Origin of the sequence: Bacillus sp. FSL W8-0848, from assembly GCF_038007805.1 — a bacterium.
In the GTDB taxonomy this organism is placed as follows: domain Bacteria; phylum Bacillota; class Bacilli; order Bacillales; family Bacillaceae; genus Bacillus; species Bacillus glycinifermentans.
The window spans coordinates 171,331-184,908 of sequence record NZ_JBBOYB010000002.1; the positions used below are offsets into that span (position 1 = coordinate 171,331).

The 13,578-nt window shown below is 45.8% G+C and carries 15 protein-coding genes; 8 read left to right on the forward strand and 7 right to left on the reverse strand.

The window, feature by feature from the left end; all coding sequences use genetic code 11:
- Positions 1-22 precede the first annotated feature (22 nt).
- Positions 23-2,182: a YhgE/Pip domain-containing protein gene (locus tag NSQ39_RS21645; protein ID WP_341017365.1), complete on the forward strand. Its 2,160-nt coding sequence runs from the start codon at positions 23-25 to the stop codon at positions 2,180-2,182.
- Between the two features lie 55 nt (positions 2,183-2,237).
- Here the strand turns inward: NSQ39_RS21645 and NSQ39_RS21650 are convergent, their stop codons facing one another.
- Positions 2,238-3,233 (reverse strand): ketoacyl-ACP synthase III, encoded by a 996-nt coding sequence (locus NSQ39_RS21650; RefSeq protein ID WP_341017367.1) that lies wholly within the window; start codon positions 3,231-3,233, stop codon positions 2,238-2,240.
- Between the two features lie 116 nt (positions 3,234-3,349).
- Between NSQ39_RS21650 and NSQ39_RS21655 the strand changes: the two genes are divergently transcribed.
- Positions 3,350-4,390, forward strand: coding sequence for a M42 family metallopeptidase (locus NSQ39_RS21655; protein ID WP_341017370.1), 1,041 nt, complete (start codon positions 3,350-3,352; stop codon positions 4,388-4,390).
- A gap of 89 nt (positions 4,391-4,479) precedes the next feature.
- Here the strand turns inward: NSQ39_RS21655 and NSQ39_RS21660 are convergent, their stop codons facing one another.
- From NSQ39_RS21660 to yhfH, 3 genes are all read right to left on the reverse strand, one after another.
- Positions 4,480-4,641: a hypothetical protein gene (locus tag NSQ39_RS21660; RefSeq protein ID WP_341017371.1), complete on the reverse strand. Its 162-nt coding sequence runs from the start codon at positions 4,639-4,641 to the stop codon at positions 4,480-4,482.
- Between the two features lie 163 nt (positions 4,642-4,804).
- Positions 4,805-6,094 (reverse strand): cation:dicarboxylate symporter family transporter, encoded by a 1,290-nt coding sequence (locus NSQ39_RS21665; RefSeq protein ID WP_341017373.1) that lies wholly within the window; start codon positions 6,092-6,094, stop codon positions 4,805-4,807.
- 316 nt (positions 6,095-6,410) lie between these two features.
- Complete coding sequence (gene yhfH, locus NSQ39_RS21670) at positions 6,411-6,545, reverse strand: protein YhfH (RefSeq protein ID WP_065894221.1); 135 nt, start codon at positions 6,543-6,545, stop codon at positions 6,411-6,413.
- A 157-nt stretch (positions 6,546-6,702) separates the two neighbouring features.
- On the opposite strand from yhfH, the gene NSQ39_RS21675 reads away from it, so the two are divergent.
- Both NSQ39_RS21675 and lplJ read left to right on the forward strand, forming a co-directional pair.
- Positions 6,703-7,437 carry an MBL fold metallo-hydrolase gene (locus tag NSQ39_RS21675; RefSeq protein WP_175077164.1) on the forward strand — a complete coding sequence of 245 codons (735 nt, stop codon included), beginning with the start codon at positions 6,703-6,705 and terminating at the stop codon, positions 7,435-7,437.
- A gap of 14 nt (positions 7,438-7,451) precedes the next feature.
- Positions 7,452-8,441, forward strand: a complete 990-nt coding sequence (gene lplJ / locus NSQ39_RS21680) for a lipoate--protein ligase LplJ (protein WP_046128894.1) — start codon at positions 7,452-7,454, stop codon at positions 8,439-8,441.
- 59 nt (positions 8,442-8,500) lie between these two features.
- Here the strand turns inward: lplJ and NSQ39_RS21685 are convergent, their stop codons facing one another.
- Positions 8,501-9,382 (reverse strand): IS3 family transposase, encoded by an 882-nt coding sequence (locus NSQ39_RS21685; protein WP_341017377.1) that lies wholly within the window; start codon positions 9,380-9,382, stop codon positions 8,501-8,503.
- Between the two features lie 8 nt (positions 9,383-9,390).
- Positions 9,391-9,687 (reverse strand): transposase, encoded by a 297-nt coding sequence (locus NSQ39_RS21690; RefSeq protein WP_046129823.1) that lies wholly within the window; start codon positions 9,685-9,687, stop codon positions 9,391-9,393.
- 223 nt (positions 9,688-9,910) lie between these two features.
- Here NSQ39_RS21690 and NSQ39_RS21695 point away from each other — a divergent pair, with 223 nt between their 5' ends.
- Complete coding sequence (locus NSQ39_RS21695; RefSeq protein WP_046128893.1) at positions 9,911-11,452, forward strand: fatty acid--CoA ligase family protein; 1,542 nt, start codon at positions 9,911-9,913, stop codon at positions 11,450-11,452.
- Between the two features lie 11 nt (positions 11,453-11,463).
- Here NSQ39_RS21695 and NSQ39_RS21700 read toward each other — a convergent pair whose 3' ends face one another.
- On the reverse strand, positions 11,464-11,799 hold the full coding sequence (locus tag NSQ39_RS21700) for a hypothetical protein (RefSeq protein WP_231947435.1): 336 nt from the start codon (positions 11,797-11,799) through the stop codon (positions 11,464-11,466).
- 183 nt (positions 11,800-11,982) lie between these two features.
- Here NSQ39_RS21700 and NSQ39_RS21705 point away from each other — a divergent pair, with 183 nt between their 5' ends.
- From NSQ39_RS21705 to NSQ39_RS21715, 3 genes are read left to right on the forward strand one after another with little or no spacing between them, the layout of a single operon-like run.
- A complete protein-coding gene (locus NSQ39_RS21705; RefSeq protein ID WP_046128892.1) occupies positions 11,983-12,534 on the forward strand; it encodes a helix-turn-helix domain-containing protein in 552 nt (183 codons plus the stop codon).
- Positions 12,535-12,545: 11 nt separating this feature from the next.
- Entirely contained in the window at positions 12,546-13,262 is a 717-nt protein-coding gene (locus NSQ39_RS21710) for an AzlC family ABC transporter permease (RefSeq protein ID WP_046128891.1), read from the forward strand.
- The gene (locus NSQ39_RS21715; protein WP_175077595.1) at positions 13,255-13,566 is read left to right on the forward strand and encodes an AzlD domain-containing protein; all 312 of its coding nucleotides are present in this window, start codon (positions 13,255-13,257) and stop codon (positions 13,564-13,566) included. Before NSQ39_RS21710 ends, NSQ39_RS21715 begins: the two co-directional genes overlap by 8 nt.
- Positions 13,567-13,578: the final 12 nt, after the last annotated feature.

Consider the following 13,578-nt stretch of genomic DNA (forward strand, 5'->3'; position numbering starts at 1 on the left):
TCAATTAGGAGGCGTATCAACGATGAATGTACTACGACACCAGTGGAGAGAACTGATAACCAATAAAAAGCTGCTGATTTCCGTGATCGGTGTACTCTTTATTCCGCTGATTTACAGCAGCATATTTCTGGCGGCATACTGGGACCCCTACGGACATGTCGACCAGCTTCCCGTAGCCGTCGTCAATTCTGACAAGGGGGCGACGTATGAGGGGAAGGACCTTCACATAGGCGATGACCTTATCAAAGAGCTGAAGGATAATAAAAAATTTGACTGGCATTTTACAACGAAAGAAAAAGCGTTGAGAGGCTTGGAAAACGAAGAATATTACATGGTCGTTGAAATTCCCGGGGATTTTTCCAAAGATGCCAGCACGGTCATGAATAAGCATCCGAAAAAGCTGAATCTCATTTATCATACAAATGCCGGACGAAATTACGTCGGCGCCCAAATCAGCGATAAAGCCATTGAGCAGCTCCAGCATTCGGTCGGCTCGGAAATCAGCGAACAGTATGCGGAAGTGATCTTTGACAACTTCGGAAAAATCGCGAAAGGGCTCGGCGAAGCAAGCTCAGGCGCGGAAAAGCTGAATGAAAGCTTAAAAGATGCGAAAAACGGAAGCAAAACGCTCAAAGACAACCTTGAAAAATTGGCAAAAAGCCAAATCACTTTCAATAACAAAATGGGCCAGTTCGGCACGGCATTCAACACGTTGAATGAAAAAATCCATGACCTTGATTCGGCACTCGGACAATTTCAGGAAAAGAGCGGCCAGCTGTACAGCGGAGCCAAACAGCTGCAAGAAGGAATGCCGCAGATTGTGGCTGGATTGAGTCAATTGAATGAAGAAGCCCAAACGATAACCAAATTCGAAGACGCGATTTCGTCAGAGAAAATTGCACAGCTTGAAACCGCGCTTTCAAACGCAGAGCAGGCGAAAAAAGAAATCAGCCGGATTTCTGATGACATCACAAAGCTTGAAAGCGCCTTGAAACATCAGAACAGTCAAGTGAAGCAAATCATTGAATCCAGCAAGATTTTGACGGATGAACAAAAAGCGGCGCTGTCAAAGCAGGTTGATCAAAAGATGGACGAAGTCAAACTGCCGGAACTTGACCGCCTCAAAGCCCAGATTCCGGATATGAGCAAGCTTCCTGACCTTTCGGGCATCAAACAGAAGCTTAACGATTTAAAACAGCTCCCCGGCTCGGTCAATAAGCTTTATAAAGGCTCTGAAAAAATTCAAAACGGACTCGACAGTCTGGCGAAAGGACAGGCGGCTTATAACGAAAAATTCGCCGAAGCGAGAAGCGGATCTTCCAAAATCGCTGAAGGAAGCCAGACATTGACAGAGAAGTTCGGCCAATTGCAGGATGCTTCAGGGAAGTTAAAAGACGCTTCTTCCAAGCTGGCAGAAGGGGCAAAAACGCTTGATGAAGGCTTAGGAAAGATCACTGAGGGCAGCAGTAAGCTGTCAAGCAAGCTGGCCGACGCGGCTGATCAGACGGGCGGCATTCAAGCCGGTGAACAAAATTACAACATGTTCTCTGATCCTGTCAAAGTCAAAGGCGATAAAATCACAGAGGTCTCAAATTACGGAACGGGTTTAACGCCGTACATTCTATCGCTCGGATTATTCGTCGGTGCGCTGATGATCACCGTAGTGTTTGACGTCAAAGAGCCGGCAAGCCGGCCTGAAACTGCATTTGGATGGTTCTTCAGCAAATTCAGCGTTCTCTTGCCGGTCGGCATTCTTCAGGCTGTGATCGCATGCACGGTTATTCTCTTCGGCATCGGCCTTGACGTGCAAAGCGTCTGGAGATTCTATCTGTTCAGCGTCATCATGAGCATCACATGCCTTGCGATCATTCAGTTCCTTGCGGCAACAATGGGCAATCCGGGACGCTTCATCGCCGTGATCCTGCTTGTGCTTCAGCTCGGAGGAAGCGGAGGAACGTTCCCGCTGGCGCTTGTGCCAAGGTTCTTCCAAATCATCCACTCCGCTCTGCCGATGACGTACAGCATCGCAGGCTACAGAGCGATTATTTCCAGCGGAGATTATGCTTTCATGTGGGAGCAAGCGGCGATTCTCGGGGGAATAGCCGTCGCCATGATGGCGTTGACTATCCTTTATTTCTGGAGGCTGCTGAGAAAAGAGAAAATAGAGGAGCAGCCTGCCTGATCGAAAAAACACCTTTATCGACGATAAAGGTGTTTTTCTTTTAAAGGGTTCACTTTCAGTAAGCGGAAACGCCCCATTTTATGAGCAGCCCCGTATATGTAAAACCTCCGCCAAAGCCGTAAAGAATCAGTGTATCTCCTTCTTTTAACTTGTCTTGTTTAACGGCTTCATTGAGCGCGAGAACGATCGAAGCCGATGACGTATTGCCGAACCATTCGACACTTGTCAGCGCTTTTTCGACCGGAATTCCCGCTTTTTCACAAATCGATTCGATCATTCTCATATTGGCGCTGTGAGGGACGAACCAATCGATGTCTTCGAGCTCCATTTGCGCCTGTTCAAGCAACAGTTTAATTCCTTCGGGAATGGACCTGGCCGCCCATTTGTATACTTCGCGCCCGTTTTGAACCATTTTTCCCGCGCCGGCAAGCTCTTCCCCCTTTAAATCGGTTCGCAAACCCGTTCTGTACAAATGGCGGGCGCCGTCTCCTTTTGTGCCCTGGACGAACGTGATAAAGCTTGGGGACGAGTCATCGCGCTCGACAAGCAAGGCGCCTGCCCCGTCGCCGAACAATACACACGATGTGCGGTCTGTATAATCCGTCACTTTCGATAACGACTCCCCGGCGACCACGAGAATTTTCCGGTGCAGTCCTGAAGTGATCAGTCCGTTTGCCGCATGGAGGCCATATGTTAATCCGGCGCATGTTGCATTTAAATCGAACGCTCCGATGTCAGCCCATCCGAAATGGTCCTGAATTTGGCACGCTGTGCTCGGAAAAGCATAGTCGGCCGTCGTCGTTGAAACAATGATCATATCAAGGCCGTCCAATGCGCCGGGGTATCTGTTTTGCAAATTTTCTACAGCTTTAATGCAAAGGTCTGAAGTAAATTCCTGTTCGGAAGTCAGCCGTCTTTCTTTCATGCCTGTCCGCTGAACGATCCATTCGTCAGAGGTATCGACGATTTTTTCTAAATCTTCGTTCGTCAGCCGCTTTTCCGGAACATAAGCCCCGATGGCTGATATACGCGCTTTTGATAAGGTATCCATGATGCTCACTCTCCTTTTTTTTATATTATAACACCAAGTATTAGTATCTGGTACTAATTTTTTTAATTCTTTTGAGTAATGTATACTATATAAATAACGTAAAGGGAGGAATAAAAATGTCATCTGTTCAGGAAACGATGCAGCTTATTAAAGAGCTCGTCTCAATTCCGAGCCCGACCGGAAATACATATCAGATCATAGAGTATATTCATCAGCTTCTGCAGGAACAGGGAGTCGAAACAAGGTTCAACCGTAAAGGAGGGCTGATCGCCACGATTCCGGGGCGCGACGAGTCGAAGCACAGGATGTTGACCGCTCACGTCGATACACTCGGCGCGATGGTGAAGGAAATCAAACCGGACGGAAGGCTGAAAATCGATTTAATCGGCGGTTTTCGATACAACTCAATCGAAGGCGAATATTGCCGGATCGAAACGTCCTCAGGCAAGGTTTATACGGGGACGATTTTAATGCATCAAACGTCCGTTCACGTTTATAAAGACGCGGGAAAAGCCGAACGCAGCCAGAAAAACATGGAGGTCCGCATCGATGAACCGGTTCATCATGCAGAGGACACGAGGGCGCTCGGGATCAATGTCGGTGATTTCATTTCCTTTGATCCGCGGGTCGAAATCACGCCGAGCGGATTTATCAAATCGCGCCATCTCGATGATAAAGCAAGCGTCGCCCTTTTGCTCCAGCTGATCAGACAGATCAAAAGGGAAGAAATCAGCCTGCCGTACACGACTCATTTTTTGATTTCCAATAACGAAGAAATCGGATACGGCGGCAATTCGAATATTCCGCCCGAAACTGCCGAATATTTGGCTGTTGACATGGGAGCGATTGGCGATGGGCAATCGTCTGATGAATATACGGTATCGATCTGTGTGAAAGATTCGAGCGGCCCTTATCATTACGGCCTCAGAAAACGGCTTGTCGAGCTGTGCGAAAAGCACGGCATTCGTTACAAGCTCGATATTTACCCGTATTATGGGTCTGACGCTTCGGCGGCCATAAAAGCGGGGCATGATATCGTCCACGGCTTGATCGGTCCGGGAATTGACGCTTCACACGCATTTGAAAGGACGCACCAAACATCATTGGAGCATACGGCCGAGCTTCTGTACCGCTATGTCCAGTCTGACATGGCGTGACGCCGGTGCTCCATATGAAAAAAGCCCGAAAGGACTCCAGATCCTTTCGGGCAAAGAAATGTGGAAGCTTTCAGTTTTAAATGTTCTATTTACCAATAATCATAATGTTTCTTGCAATCGTAGTAGTAATCATACTTTTTATGATCATAGTAATAATCATGCTTCTTATAGCAAGGATAGTAGTAGTAGTAATAGTAGTAGTATTTTTTGCAGTCATGATCTTTTTTGTGGAAATCATGGTAATAACACATAGAACTTCCCTCCTGTTTCTATCTTAATGTAGCTACAATACATCGTATGTCGGCAGGGGGAGATTGCTTGGACAGGTTGATTGGTCAAACTGTATATTTTTCAAAAGAAAAAACGCACGTTTCCGCTAACGGACAACGTGCGTTTTTATTTGCTGTTCGGCGGTCAGCCGGACATTTTCATATCAATCGGCTCGCGGTTGTTCAATACGGCTTCGCCTTTTTGCGCATCGTATTCGCCTTCCCATTTTGACATGACAACAGCCGCAAGGGCGTTTCCTGTCAGGTTGACGACTGTGCGGGCCATATCCATAATCCGGTCGACCCCGGCAATGAAGGCTAGTCCTTCAGCAGGCACGCCGATCGTGCCCAATGTCGCAAGCAACACGACAAACGATGTGCCAGGCACAGCAGCCATTCCTTTTGAAGTTACCATCAGTACGAGCACCAGCGTAATCTGCTGGCCAATCGAGAGATCGATCCCGGAGGCTTGAGCCAAAAACAATGCAGCAATCGCCTGATACAGAACAGACCCGTCGAGGTTAAAGGTATAGCCGATCGGGATGACAAATGAGACAATGCCCTTTGGACAACCGATCTTTTCCATCTTCTCCATGACACGGGGAAGAACCGTTTCGGAGCTTGATGTACTATAAGCTAGCAATAATTCATCTTTCATATAGGCTAAGAATTTAAATATATTGATGCCGGCCATTTTTCCGACGATGCCGAAAACGATGATCAGGAAAACGGCAAGGGCGGCATAAACCAAAATGACAAGTTTTCCTAATGACACCAGTGAACCAAAACCAAATTTGGAAACGGTTACCCCGATCAAGGCGAAAACGCCGAACGGAGCGAATTTCATGACAAGGTTGACGACATGGAACATCGCCTGTGAAGTGGCCTCAAAAAACGCAAGCACAGGTTTTCCTTTTTCGCCAATCGCTGAAATTCCAAGTGCGAAAAACACGGTAAAGCAGATAATTGCAAGTAAATCGCCTTCAGCTAGAGATTGGAAGAAGTTTGTCGGCACAATGTGAAGAAACGTCTCTGCGACCGTTTTGGTGCTGGCCTCTTTTTCGGTTTCAACATACTGGCTGATATCGGTTTTTTCGCCGCTGCTATAATGAACGCCGTGTCCAGGCTGGAAAACGTTTGCCAGTACAAGGCCGAGCAGAATCGCGAAAGTTGTAATAATCTCAAAATAGAGAATAGTCCGAAATCCAAGTCGGCCGACTTTTTTGCCGCTCCCCGCTCCTGCGACTCCGACAACTAGACTTGACACGACGATTGGAATCACAATCATTTTAATTAATCTCAGAAATAAATCTCCCACCGGCTTAAGATAGGTTTCTATGGCAGGATTGCCAAACCAGATGGCGCCGACTGCGACACCTAAAATGAGCCCGAGGAAAATTTGAGCTGCTAATCCGAATTTAAATTTCTTCTTCATAGATGCCCTCCCAACGTAAGTTTTTTCATTATATAAAAATATTAAATAATGACACGATTACATCCAGTATATCCGAAAAAAAAGGATCTCGTCTATAAAAAAAATTTGGTTTTAAACTGTCTGAATTTTCAGAAATGGTATATTGCTCATGTTGACAGGGGTTCGGAAGTGCCGGGAACGGGGTGTTTATGCCTATTTCATCTAGATAATTATAATCAAAATAATCCTATTTGGCAAAAATGAATCTCTTTTTGCCTAACTTTTGTGACAAAAAAACGCTCCGGAGTTCAAACCTTATCCGGAGCGTTTTTTTGAATTAAAGATCTTTCAGCTTCAGGCAATTGCAGCACGTATTTCCGTAGCATTCATGCTGCTCTTCGATCTCGCGGCCGCATTCCGTGCATTTTTTGGCAGGCAGATTTCTGAAAAATTCCGTGATTTTTCCGAGCATCGCACATCCCCCATTCCTTTAATTGTTAACATTGTATTATAACAGATGTAAAAAGGTCAATGTCTGTTTTATGACAAAAACATAAAACATGCAATGTTTAAGAAAAATGGGTATATTGTATAGGGGGACGATAGCCACACACATGAGGTGAATGACGATGAAGATCACTGTAATAGGCTGTTATGGCGGATTTCCGGCTGCAAACGAAGCGACGTCCGGATACTTGTTTCAATCCGGGGATTATTCGGTGCTTGTCGACTGCGGCAGCGCAGTTTTATCAAAACTCCAGCAGTATTTGCCGGTTGAGAAGCTGAATGCCGTTGTTTTATCCCATTATCATCATGACCATATTGCGGATGTCGGCCCTTTGCAATTTGCCAAGCTTGTCGGTTCATATCTCGGAAAAGGGGCAGACGCGCTTCCGATTTATGGACATCTGTTTGATGAAGAACAATTTTCGAAGCTTACATATAAAACGCATACCGCGGGGTTCGCGTATGACCCGAAAGCGCCGCTTAAGCTCGGCCCGTTTACGTTCACTTTTTTAAAGACCGTTCATCCGGTCGACTGTTTTGCGATGCGCATCACAGACGGCGAACATACAGCCGTTTATACGGCAGATTCAAGCTTTCAGGAATCGTTCATCCCTTTTTCAGAAGGCGCCGATTTGCTGATGAGCGAGTGCAATTTTTATGCAGGCCAAGACGGAGCGAAGGCAGGGCATATGAACAGCCATGAAGCGGGCAGAATCGCCGAAAAGTCCGGAGCAGGAAGGCTTCTTTTGATACACCTGCCGCACTTCGGGGATCATCAGCAATTGATAGAGGAAGCGAAAACCGTTTATAGCGGCCCGGTTGACCTGGCGGAGACGGGTTATGTGTGGGGAGACTAAAAGGAGGAACGAACATGCTGTTTATCGATAATCAAAACATTACAGATCCGAGGATCAACCTGGCGATCGAGGAGTACTGCTTGAAGCACCTTGATCCTGAACAGACGTATTTGCTGTTTTACATCAACCAGCCGTCGATCATCATCGGCAAAAACCAAAATACGATTGAAGAAATCAATACGAAATATGTCGATGAAAACGGAATCATTGTCGTCCGCCGGCTTTCCGGAGGCGGAGCCGTCTACCACGATCTCGGAAACTTGAATTTCAGCTTTATTACAAAAGATGACGGCAACAGTTTTCATAACTTTAAAAAGTTTACTGAACCCGTCGTTGCCGCGTTAAAGCGCCTCGGGATCGACGCCGAGCTGAGCGGGCGGAATGATCTGATGGCGAACGGCCGGAAAATTTCGGGGAACGCCCAGTTTTCGACAAGAGGGCGGATGTTCAGCCACGGCACGCTGCTGTTTGATTCTGAAATCGACCATGTCGTATCGGCATTGAAAGTAAAAAAAGATAAAATCGAATCAAAAGGGATTAAGTCCATTAGAAGCCGTGTGGCGAACATCAGCGAATTTCTCGATCAAAAAATGACGACCGGGGAATTCCGCAGCCTGCTTCTCAAATATATTTTCGATACCGAAGGAGACATTCCAGAATACAAGCTGACTGATGACGATTGGAAAATCATCAATCAAATCTCTAAAGAACGCTATCAAAACTGGGATTGGAATTACGGAAAGTCTCCGAAATTCAACCTCCAGCACTCAAAACGGTTTCCTGCCGGGTCAATCGATATTCGCCTTGAGGTTCATAAAGGCATCATTCAGGAATGCAAAATTTTCGGCGACTTTTTCGGCGTCGGCGATGTCAGCGACATCGAAGATAAGCTGTCAGGCGTCCAATATGAAAGAAAAGCGATTGAAGAGGCGCTCGAGGGCGTTGATATTCGGCATTATTTCGGAAACATTGAAAAAGAAGAGTTTTTTGATCTCGTTTACTAATAAAAGGGAGCCCCCATATTGGAGTGACCCCTGTCAAGTAGACAGCTTTTAAAAAGGTACTAGGCAGCCTGAGTCCTGTATTGATAGGGGCTCAGGTTGTTTAATTTCTTTTGGAACCGTTGATGGTTGTAGAAACGAATGTATTTACATACAGCGTCCTTAACTGCTTCAGCTGTTTTGAACGAATATAAGTAAATGCATTCCGTTTTAAAGTGGCTAAAGAAATTTTCCATACATGCATTGTCCCAGCAGTTACCTTTTCTGGACATACTGGCTTTCATCTGATATTTTTTAATTAGGTTGTTATATAAGCGGGATGTATATTGGAACCCCTGATCGCTATGCAGGAGAACTCCCTTTACATTCCGTTTTTTCTTTGCCTTCTTAAGGGTGTCTACCACAAGCTTCAAATCATTCCTTCGACTGACTTGGTAAGCAACAATTTCATTATTGTACAAGTCTTTAATGGCGGACAAATACAGTTTTTGACCGTTAAACATTAAATAGGTAATATCCGTTACCCATTTTTGATTAGGCGCGGAAGCCGTAAAATCTCTGTTCAGATGGTTGTCTGACATGACATATGCTTCCTTCTTTCCGTAATATGGTTTCTTCTTTCGGATGACTGCCCGGATCCCCAATTTATTCATAAGGCGTTGAATACGTTTGTGGTTAATATGTAATCCATATGTTTTTTTCAACCATATCTGTACTCTCCGGTATCCGTAAATCCCCCTATGTTTTTTATGACACTCCATGATTCTTTTTTTCATACTCTCGTCCTTTAACTGCTTTTCAGAAGGCGTTTTTTGTCTTTTTAGCCACTTGTAATAACCACTTTTAGATACTCTAGCTATCTGACATAATAATTGAATAGAACTATTCCCCGCAGACATTTCTTTGATAACTTCAAACTTCTTGCGTGTTGGTACCTCATCCATTCCCCCTTTTACATCTTTAAGAGCTTTTTTAGCATTTCCACCTCTGCTTCAAGGCGTTTGATTTTAGATTCAGGATCTTCAAGTCGTTTTTTTGGTCTGCCCTTGCCAGATCCTGTTGCTTTTCCTCGTTTTTCTTCCAATCCCTTCATTCCCTCGGCCTCATAATACTTCACCCAACGAGCTACCATTGATTTAGATATTCCTAATTCTTTAGCAACCGTCTTGAAACCCATCCCATCTTTCATGTGTAAATCGACTGCTTTTTTCTTGAAAGTCACATCGTATGTTTTCATGATTTCTCCCATAAAAAATCCCCTCCATAGTAGACAGATTAATATCCTTTCTTTTTTCTGTCTACTATGAGGGGATCATATCATATTGGGCGGCTCTTTTTGATTGCTTATGAGAGGAATGGAAGATATTTTCCATCAGACCTTGAGTGTTTTCGATTCATTTACTATAATGGGGATAGATTTTTTATTATTCAAAAATGAATGGTTATTCATTCATTTTTCAAGGGGTGGGAGAATGAATTTAGTTTCCAAATTGGAGGAAACAGCAAAAGCAAAGCCTGATAGAATCGCTTATATTTTTGGGGAGCAGACGGAAACTTACGGGGGATTGCAGCAAAAAATCGATTGTTTTGCCGGAGGACTGCGCGAACTAGGGGTTGAAAAAGGAGATCATGTTGCATTGCTGCTCGGCAATACGCCGCATTTTGTCATTTCGTTTTTCGGAACGTTAAAAGCGGGAGCGGTCGCGATTCCGATTAATCCGGCCTACACGCCGACAGAAATCGGCTATATGCTGACGAATGGCGATGCCAAAGTCATTGTGGCCGACGGCCGGCTCCTGCCTTTATACGAAAAGATGCATGAATCACTTCCGAAGGTCGGGCATGTTGTATTCTGCGAAACGGGAGGGCCGCTCTACGAGCCGGAAGATCCGCATGTGAAAGTCAAATTGAAATCGTTTGCAATGGTGATGAAGCCGGCTGCTGCTCAGAGCTTTCCTGAGCTTAAAGAAGATGATACAGCAGCGATTCTTTATACGTCAGGAACGACGGGACAGCCGAAGGGCGCGATGCTGACACATCAAAATCTTTTTTCGAATGCGAATGATACGGCCGGCTATTTGACGATGAATGAAGCCGATCTTGTCGTCGCGGCCCTGCCGATGTTCCATGTGTTTTGCCTAACGGTCTGCATGAATGCTCCGCTGATGAACGGCGCCGCCATTTTAATCATCCCGAAATTCAGTCCTGCAAAGGTTTTTGAACTTGTGAAAAAGCATAAGGCGACGATTTTTGCCGGGGTACCGACGATGTACAATTACCTATACCAGCATGAGGCTGCCGATGAACAGGGGTTTGCTTCGATCCGTCTTTGTATATCAGGAGGCGCCGCGATGCCCGTTGCGCTGCTGAAAAAATTTGAGGAAAGATTCAATGTACTCGTGTTGGAAGGCTATGGCTTATCCGAAGCTTCTCCAGTCACGTGTTTTAACCCGTTCAGCACCGGCCGCAAACCGGGTTCCATCGGTACCGACATTCTCAATGTCAAAAACAAAGTCGTCAATGAGCTTGGAGAAGAACTGCCGGCCGGCCAGGTGGGGGAACTGATCGTAAAAGGGCCGAACGTTATGAAGGGGTACTATAAAATGCCCGAAGAAACCGCCCATACGATAAGAGACGGATGGCTCTATACAGGAGATCTTGCAAAGCGCGATGAAGACGGGTATTTTTATATCGTCGACAGAAAGAAAGACATGATCATTGTCGGCGGCTACAATGTTTATCCGCGGGAAGTCGAGGAAATTCTCTACAGGCATCCTGAGGTCGCCGAGGCGGTGGTGATCGGCGTTCCCGACCCGAATGCGGGAGAAGCTGTGCAATGCTATGTCGTTCCAAAGACGAAAACGCTGACAGAAGAGGACATCTCGTCGCATTGCAAACAGCACCTCGCCAAATATAAGCGCCCTTCATCGATCATTTTCCTTGAGGAGATCCCGAAAAACTCGACCGGAAAAATTTTGCGCAGGGCTTTGAAAGACATTTTGGCAAACACATGAAAGGGACGTGCTCACGTCCCTTTCTTTACATTTTCTAAAAACTCAGCTTTTTGTTTTTGATTCAGATGATAGTATGTTTTTTCCTCATTTTTTAAAATAACGGCTCCGTCCTTTTTCAGCCAGACGGTGAACGCCATGCGATCGGTGGGGCTCATTTTGATGCTCCCGCGATAATCGGGGGAAGCCAAATCATGCGCCTTGTTTTTCTTCAGTTTTGTTCCTTTATTGAAAGTATTGAGTATGCCGTCGATATATTGCTTTTTTTCGATTCTGATCAGCCTGCCGTTTTTTTCCGCCGGCCTTATTGTGATTTCTTCGGCATTTCTTGCATCAAAAGGATCGGCCATGAGATTGAATATATAAAAAAAGCTGAGTAATAAAATACCGAAAAAGAGTATGATGCCGATAATTTTTTTCAGAATAATCACCTCTTGTATGGAGTTTATCCCAACAAAGAGCTTTTCATCCGGAAAAAATATGCTATAATGTTCAATAAATTATACAAATGTTCAATTTGTTAGGAGGCAACGATGAATTCTATTGAACAGCAAGTCGCCGAAAATATGAAAAGACTCAGGAAAATCCGCAATTACAGCCTTGACCAGCTGTCAGCGTTGACGGGCGTGAGCAAGGGAATGCTGGCGCAAATCGAAAAAGGCGCTTCAAGCCCGACGATCACAACGCTTTGGAAAATCGCAAACGGGCTGCAAGTCTCATTTACATCGCTTGCTGAAAAGCCGGCAGGGGAGCCGACGGTCGTCAGAAAGAGTGAGAGGGCGCCCGTGACGGCCGGGGATGACCGATATGCAGCGTTTCCGCATTTTCCTTTCGACCAGAAAAAAAAGTTTGAAATTTTTTATATCGAACTGCTGCCGGGCTGTGTACACGAATCAGAACCCCATCACGGCGGCATTGAGGAATACGTGCTCGTCAGCAAAGGAACGGTGGCTGTCTCCTGCGGGGATTACAGCTGTGAATTGCGCGAAGGGGATGCGATGCACTTTACCGCAAATACCGTTCACAAGTATGAAAACAAAACGGAACAAACCGCAACAGGCTACACATTAATTTATTATCCGTAAGAGGTGTCACGATGGAAAATCAGCATCAGCTCACACTTTTGGACGGCTTTCGTTCGGGAATTCCGCTCGCAGCCGGATATATTCCCGTTGCTTTGACATTCGGGCTTTTGGCGAAAACGACAGGACTCTCGCTGTTTGAAACGTTCCTGATGAGCGCCCTCGTTTTCGGCGGGGCGTCCCAGTACATGTCTTTAAGCATGCTTGCCGTCCATACCGGCATCATCGAAATTATCATGACGACTTTTATCGTCAACATCAGGCATTTTTTATTTTCAGCTTCTTTAAATCAGCTTGTTGAACGCGATGTTCCTTGGAAAAAAGCATTTTATGCTTTTTTTGCCGTGACAGACGAGTCGTTTGCAGTCGCTGCTTTAAGAAAAGAAAAGCTGACGACGCGCTACATGATCGGGCTTGGGTCCACCGGTTATGCAAGCTGGGTTTTTTGGAGCGCCGCCGGTCATGTTGCAGGCGCCGGCATGCCGTCCGTTTTACAGGAAAGCATGAGCATCGCCCTTTATGCGATGTTTATCGGACTCCTCGTACCTGCCTTGAAAAAGCAGAGGAAAGTGCTGTTTCTGGCTGGAGCCGGAGCTTTGTTCAATACCGTTTTTCAAATGAGCGGCATGCTGTCTGCGGGCTGGGCGATCGTCATCGCTACGTTGTTATCGGCAGTCCTGATCGAACGGCTTTATCATCCCAAGTCGAAGGAGAAAAGAAAATATGTTTAGTCCCATTGTCTGGATGATCCTCGGAATGGCCGCTGTTACATACCTTCCGCGGGTAATTCCTTTGGTAGCTTTCGAAAGCCTTAAGCTTCCCCGATTTTTGGAGCGCGTTCTTAAAAATGTCCCATATGCAGTATTGGGCGCCTTGATCTTTCCCGGAGTTTTTTTGGTGCAAAGCGGTGCCTTTTACGGTCTCGCAGGCGCTGTAATCGCTTTTTTATTGTCGTACATGGGGATGAGCGTCATCATTGTCGTGTCCGGAACGATTGCGGCGCTGACCGCGGCAGGTTTTATGCTTTCGCTATAGGGCTTGGTTCTA

Bases quoted from the DNA above. Each gene is read 5' to 3' on its own strand.
- NSQ39_RS21665 (WP_341017373.1), bottom strand. From the start codon at position 6,094: ATGAAGAAGAAATTTAAATTCGGATTAGCAGCTCAAATTTTCCTCGGG.
- NSQ39_RS21655 (WP_341017370.1), top strand. From the start codon at position 3,350: ATGTCATCTGTTCAGGAAACGATGCAGCTTATTAAAGAGCTCGTCTCA.
- NSQ39_RS21650 (WP_341017367.1), bottom strand. From the start codon at position 3,233: ATGGATACCTTATCAAAAGCGCGTATATCAGCCATCGGGGCTTATGTT.
- NSQ39_RS21695 (WP_046128893.1), top strand. From the start codon at position 9,911: ATGAATTTAGTTTCCAAATTGGAGGAAACAGCAAAAGCAAAGCCTGAT.
- NSQ39_RS21675 (WP_175077164.1), top strand. From the start codon at position 6,703: ATGAAGATCACTGTAATAGGCTGTTATGGCGGATTTCCGGCTGCAAAC.
- NSQ39_RS21685 (WP_341017377.1), bottom strand. From the start codon at position 9,382: ATGGATGAGGTACCAACACGCAAGAAGTTTGAAGTTATCAAAGAAATG.
- NSQ39_RS21690 (WP_046129823.1), bottom strand. From the start codon at position 9,687: ATGGGAGAAATCATGAAAACATACGATGTGACTTTCAAGAAAAAAGCA.
- NSQ39_RS21645 (WP_341017365.1), top strand. From the start codon at position 23: ATGAATGTACTACGACACCAGTGGAGAGAACTGATAACCAATAAAAAG.
- NSQ39_RS21710 (WP_046128891.1), top strand. From the start codon at position 12,546: ATGGAAAATCAGCATCAGCTCACACTTTTGGACGGCTTTCGTTCGGGA.
- NSQ39_RS21700 (WP_231947435.1), bottom strand. From the start codon at position 11,799: ATGGCCGATCCTTTTGATGCAAGAAATGCCGAAGAAATCACAATAAGG.
- NSQ39_RS21705 (WP_046128892.1), top strand. From the start codon at position 11,983: ATGAATTCTATTGAACAGCAAGTCGCCGAAAATATGAAAAGACTCAGG.
- NSQ39_RS21660 (WP_341017371.1), bottom strand. From the start codon at position 4,641: ATGTGTTATTACCATGATTTCCACAAAAAAGATCATGACTGCAAAAAA.
- NSQ39_RS21715 (WP_175077595.1), top strand. From the start codon at position 13,255: ATGTTTAGTCCCATTGTCTGGATGATCCTCGGAATGGCCGCTGTTACA.
- yhfH (WP_065894221.1), bottom strand. From the start codon at position 6,545: ATGCTCGGAAAAATCACGGAATTTTTCAGAAATCTGCCTGCCAAAAAA.
- lplJ (WP_046128894.1), top strand. From the start codon at position 7,452: ATGCTGTTTATCGATAATCAAAACATTACAGATCCGAGGATCAACCTG.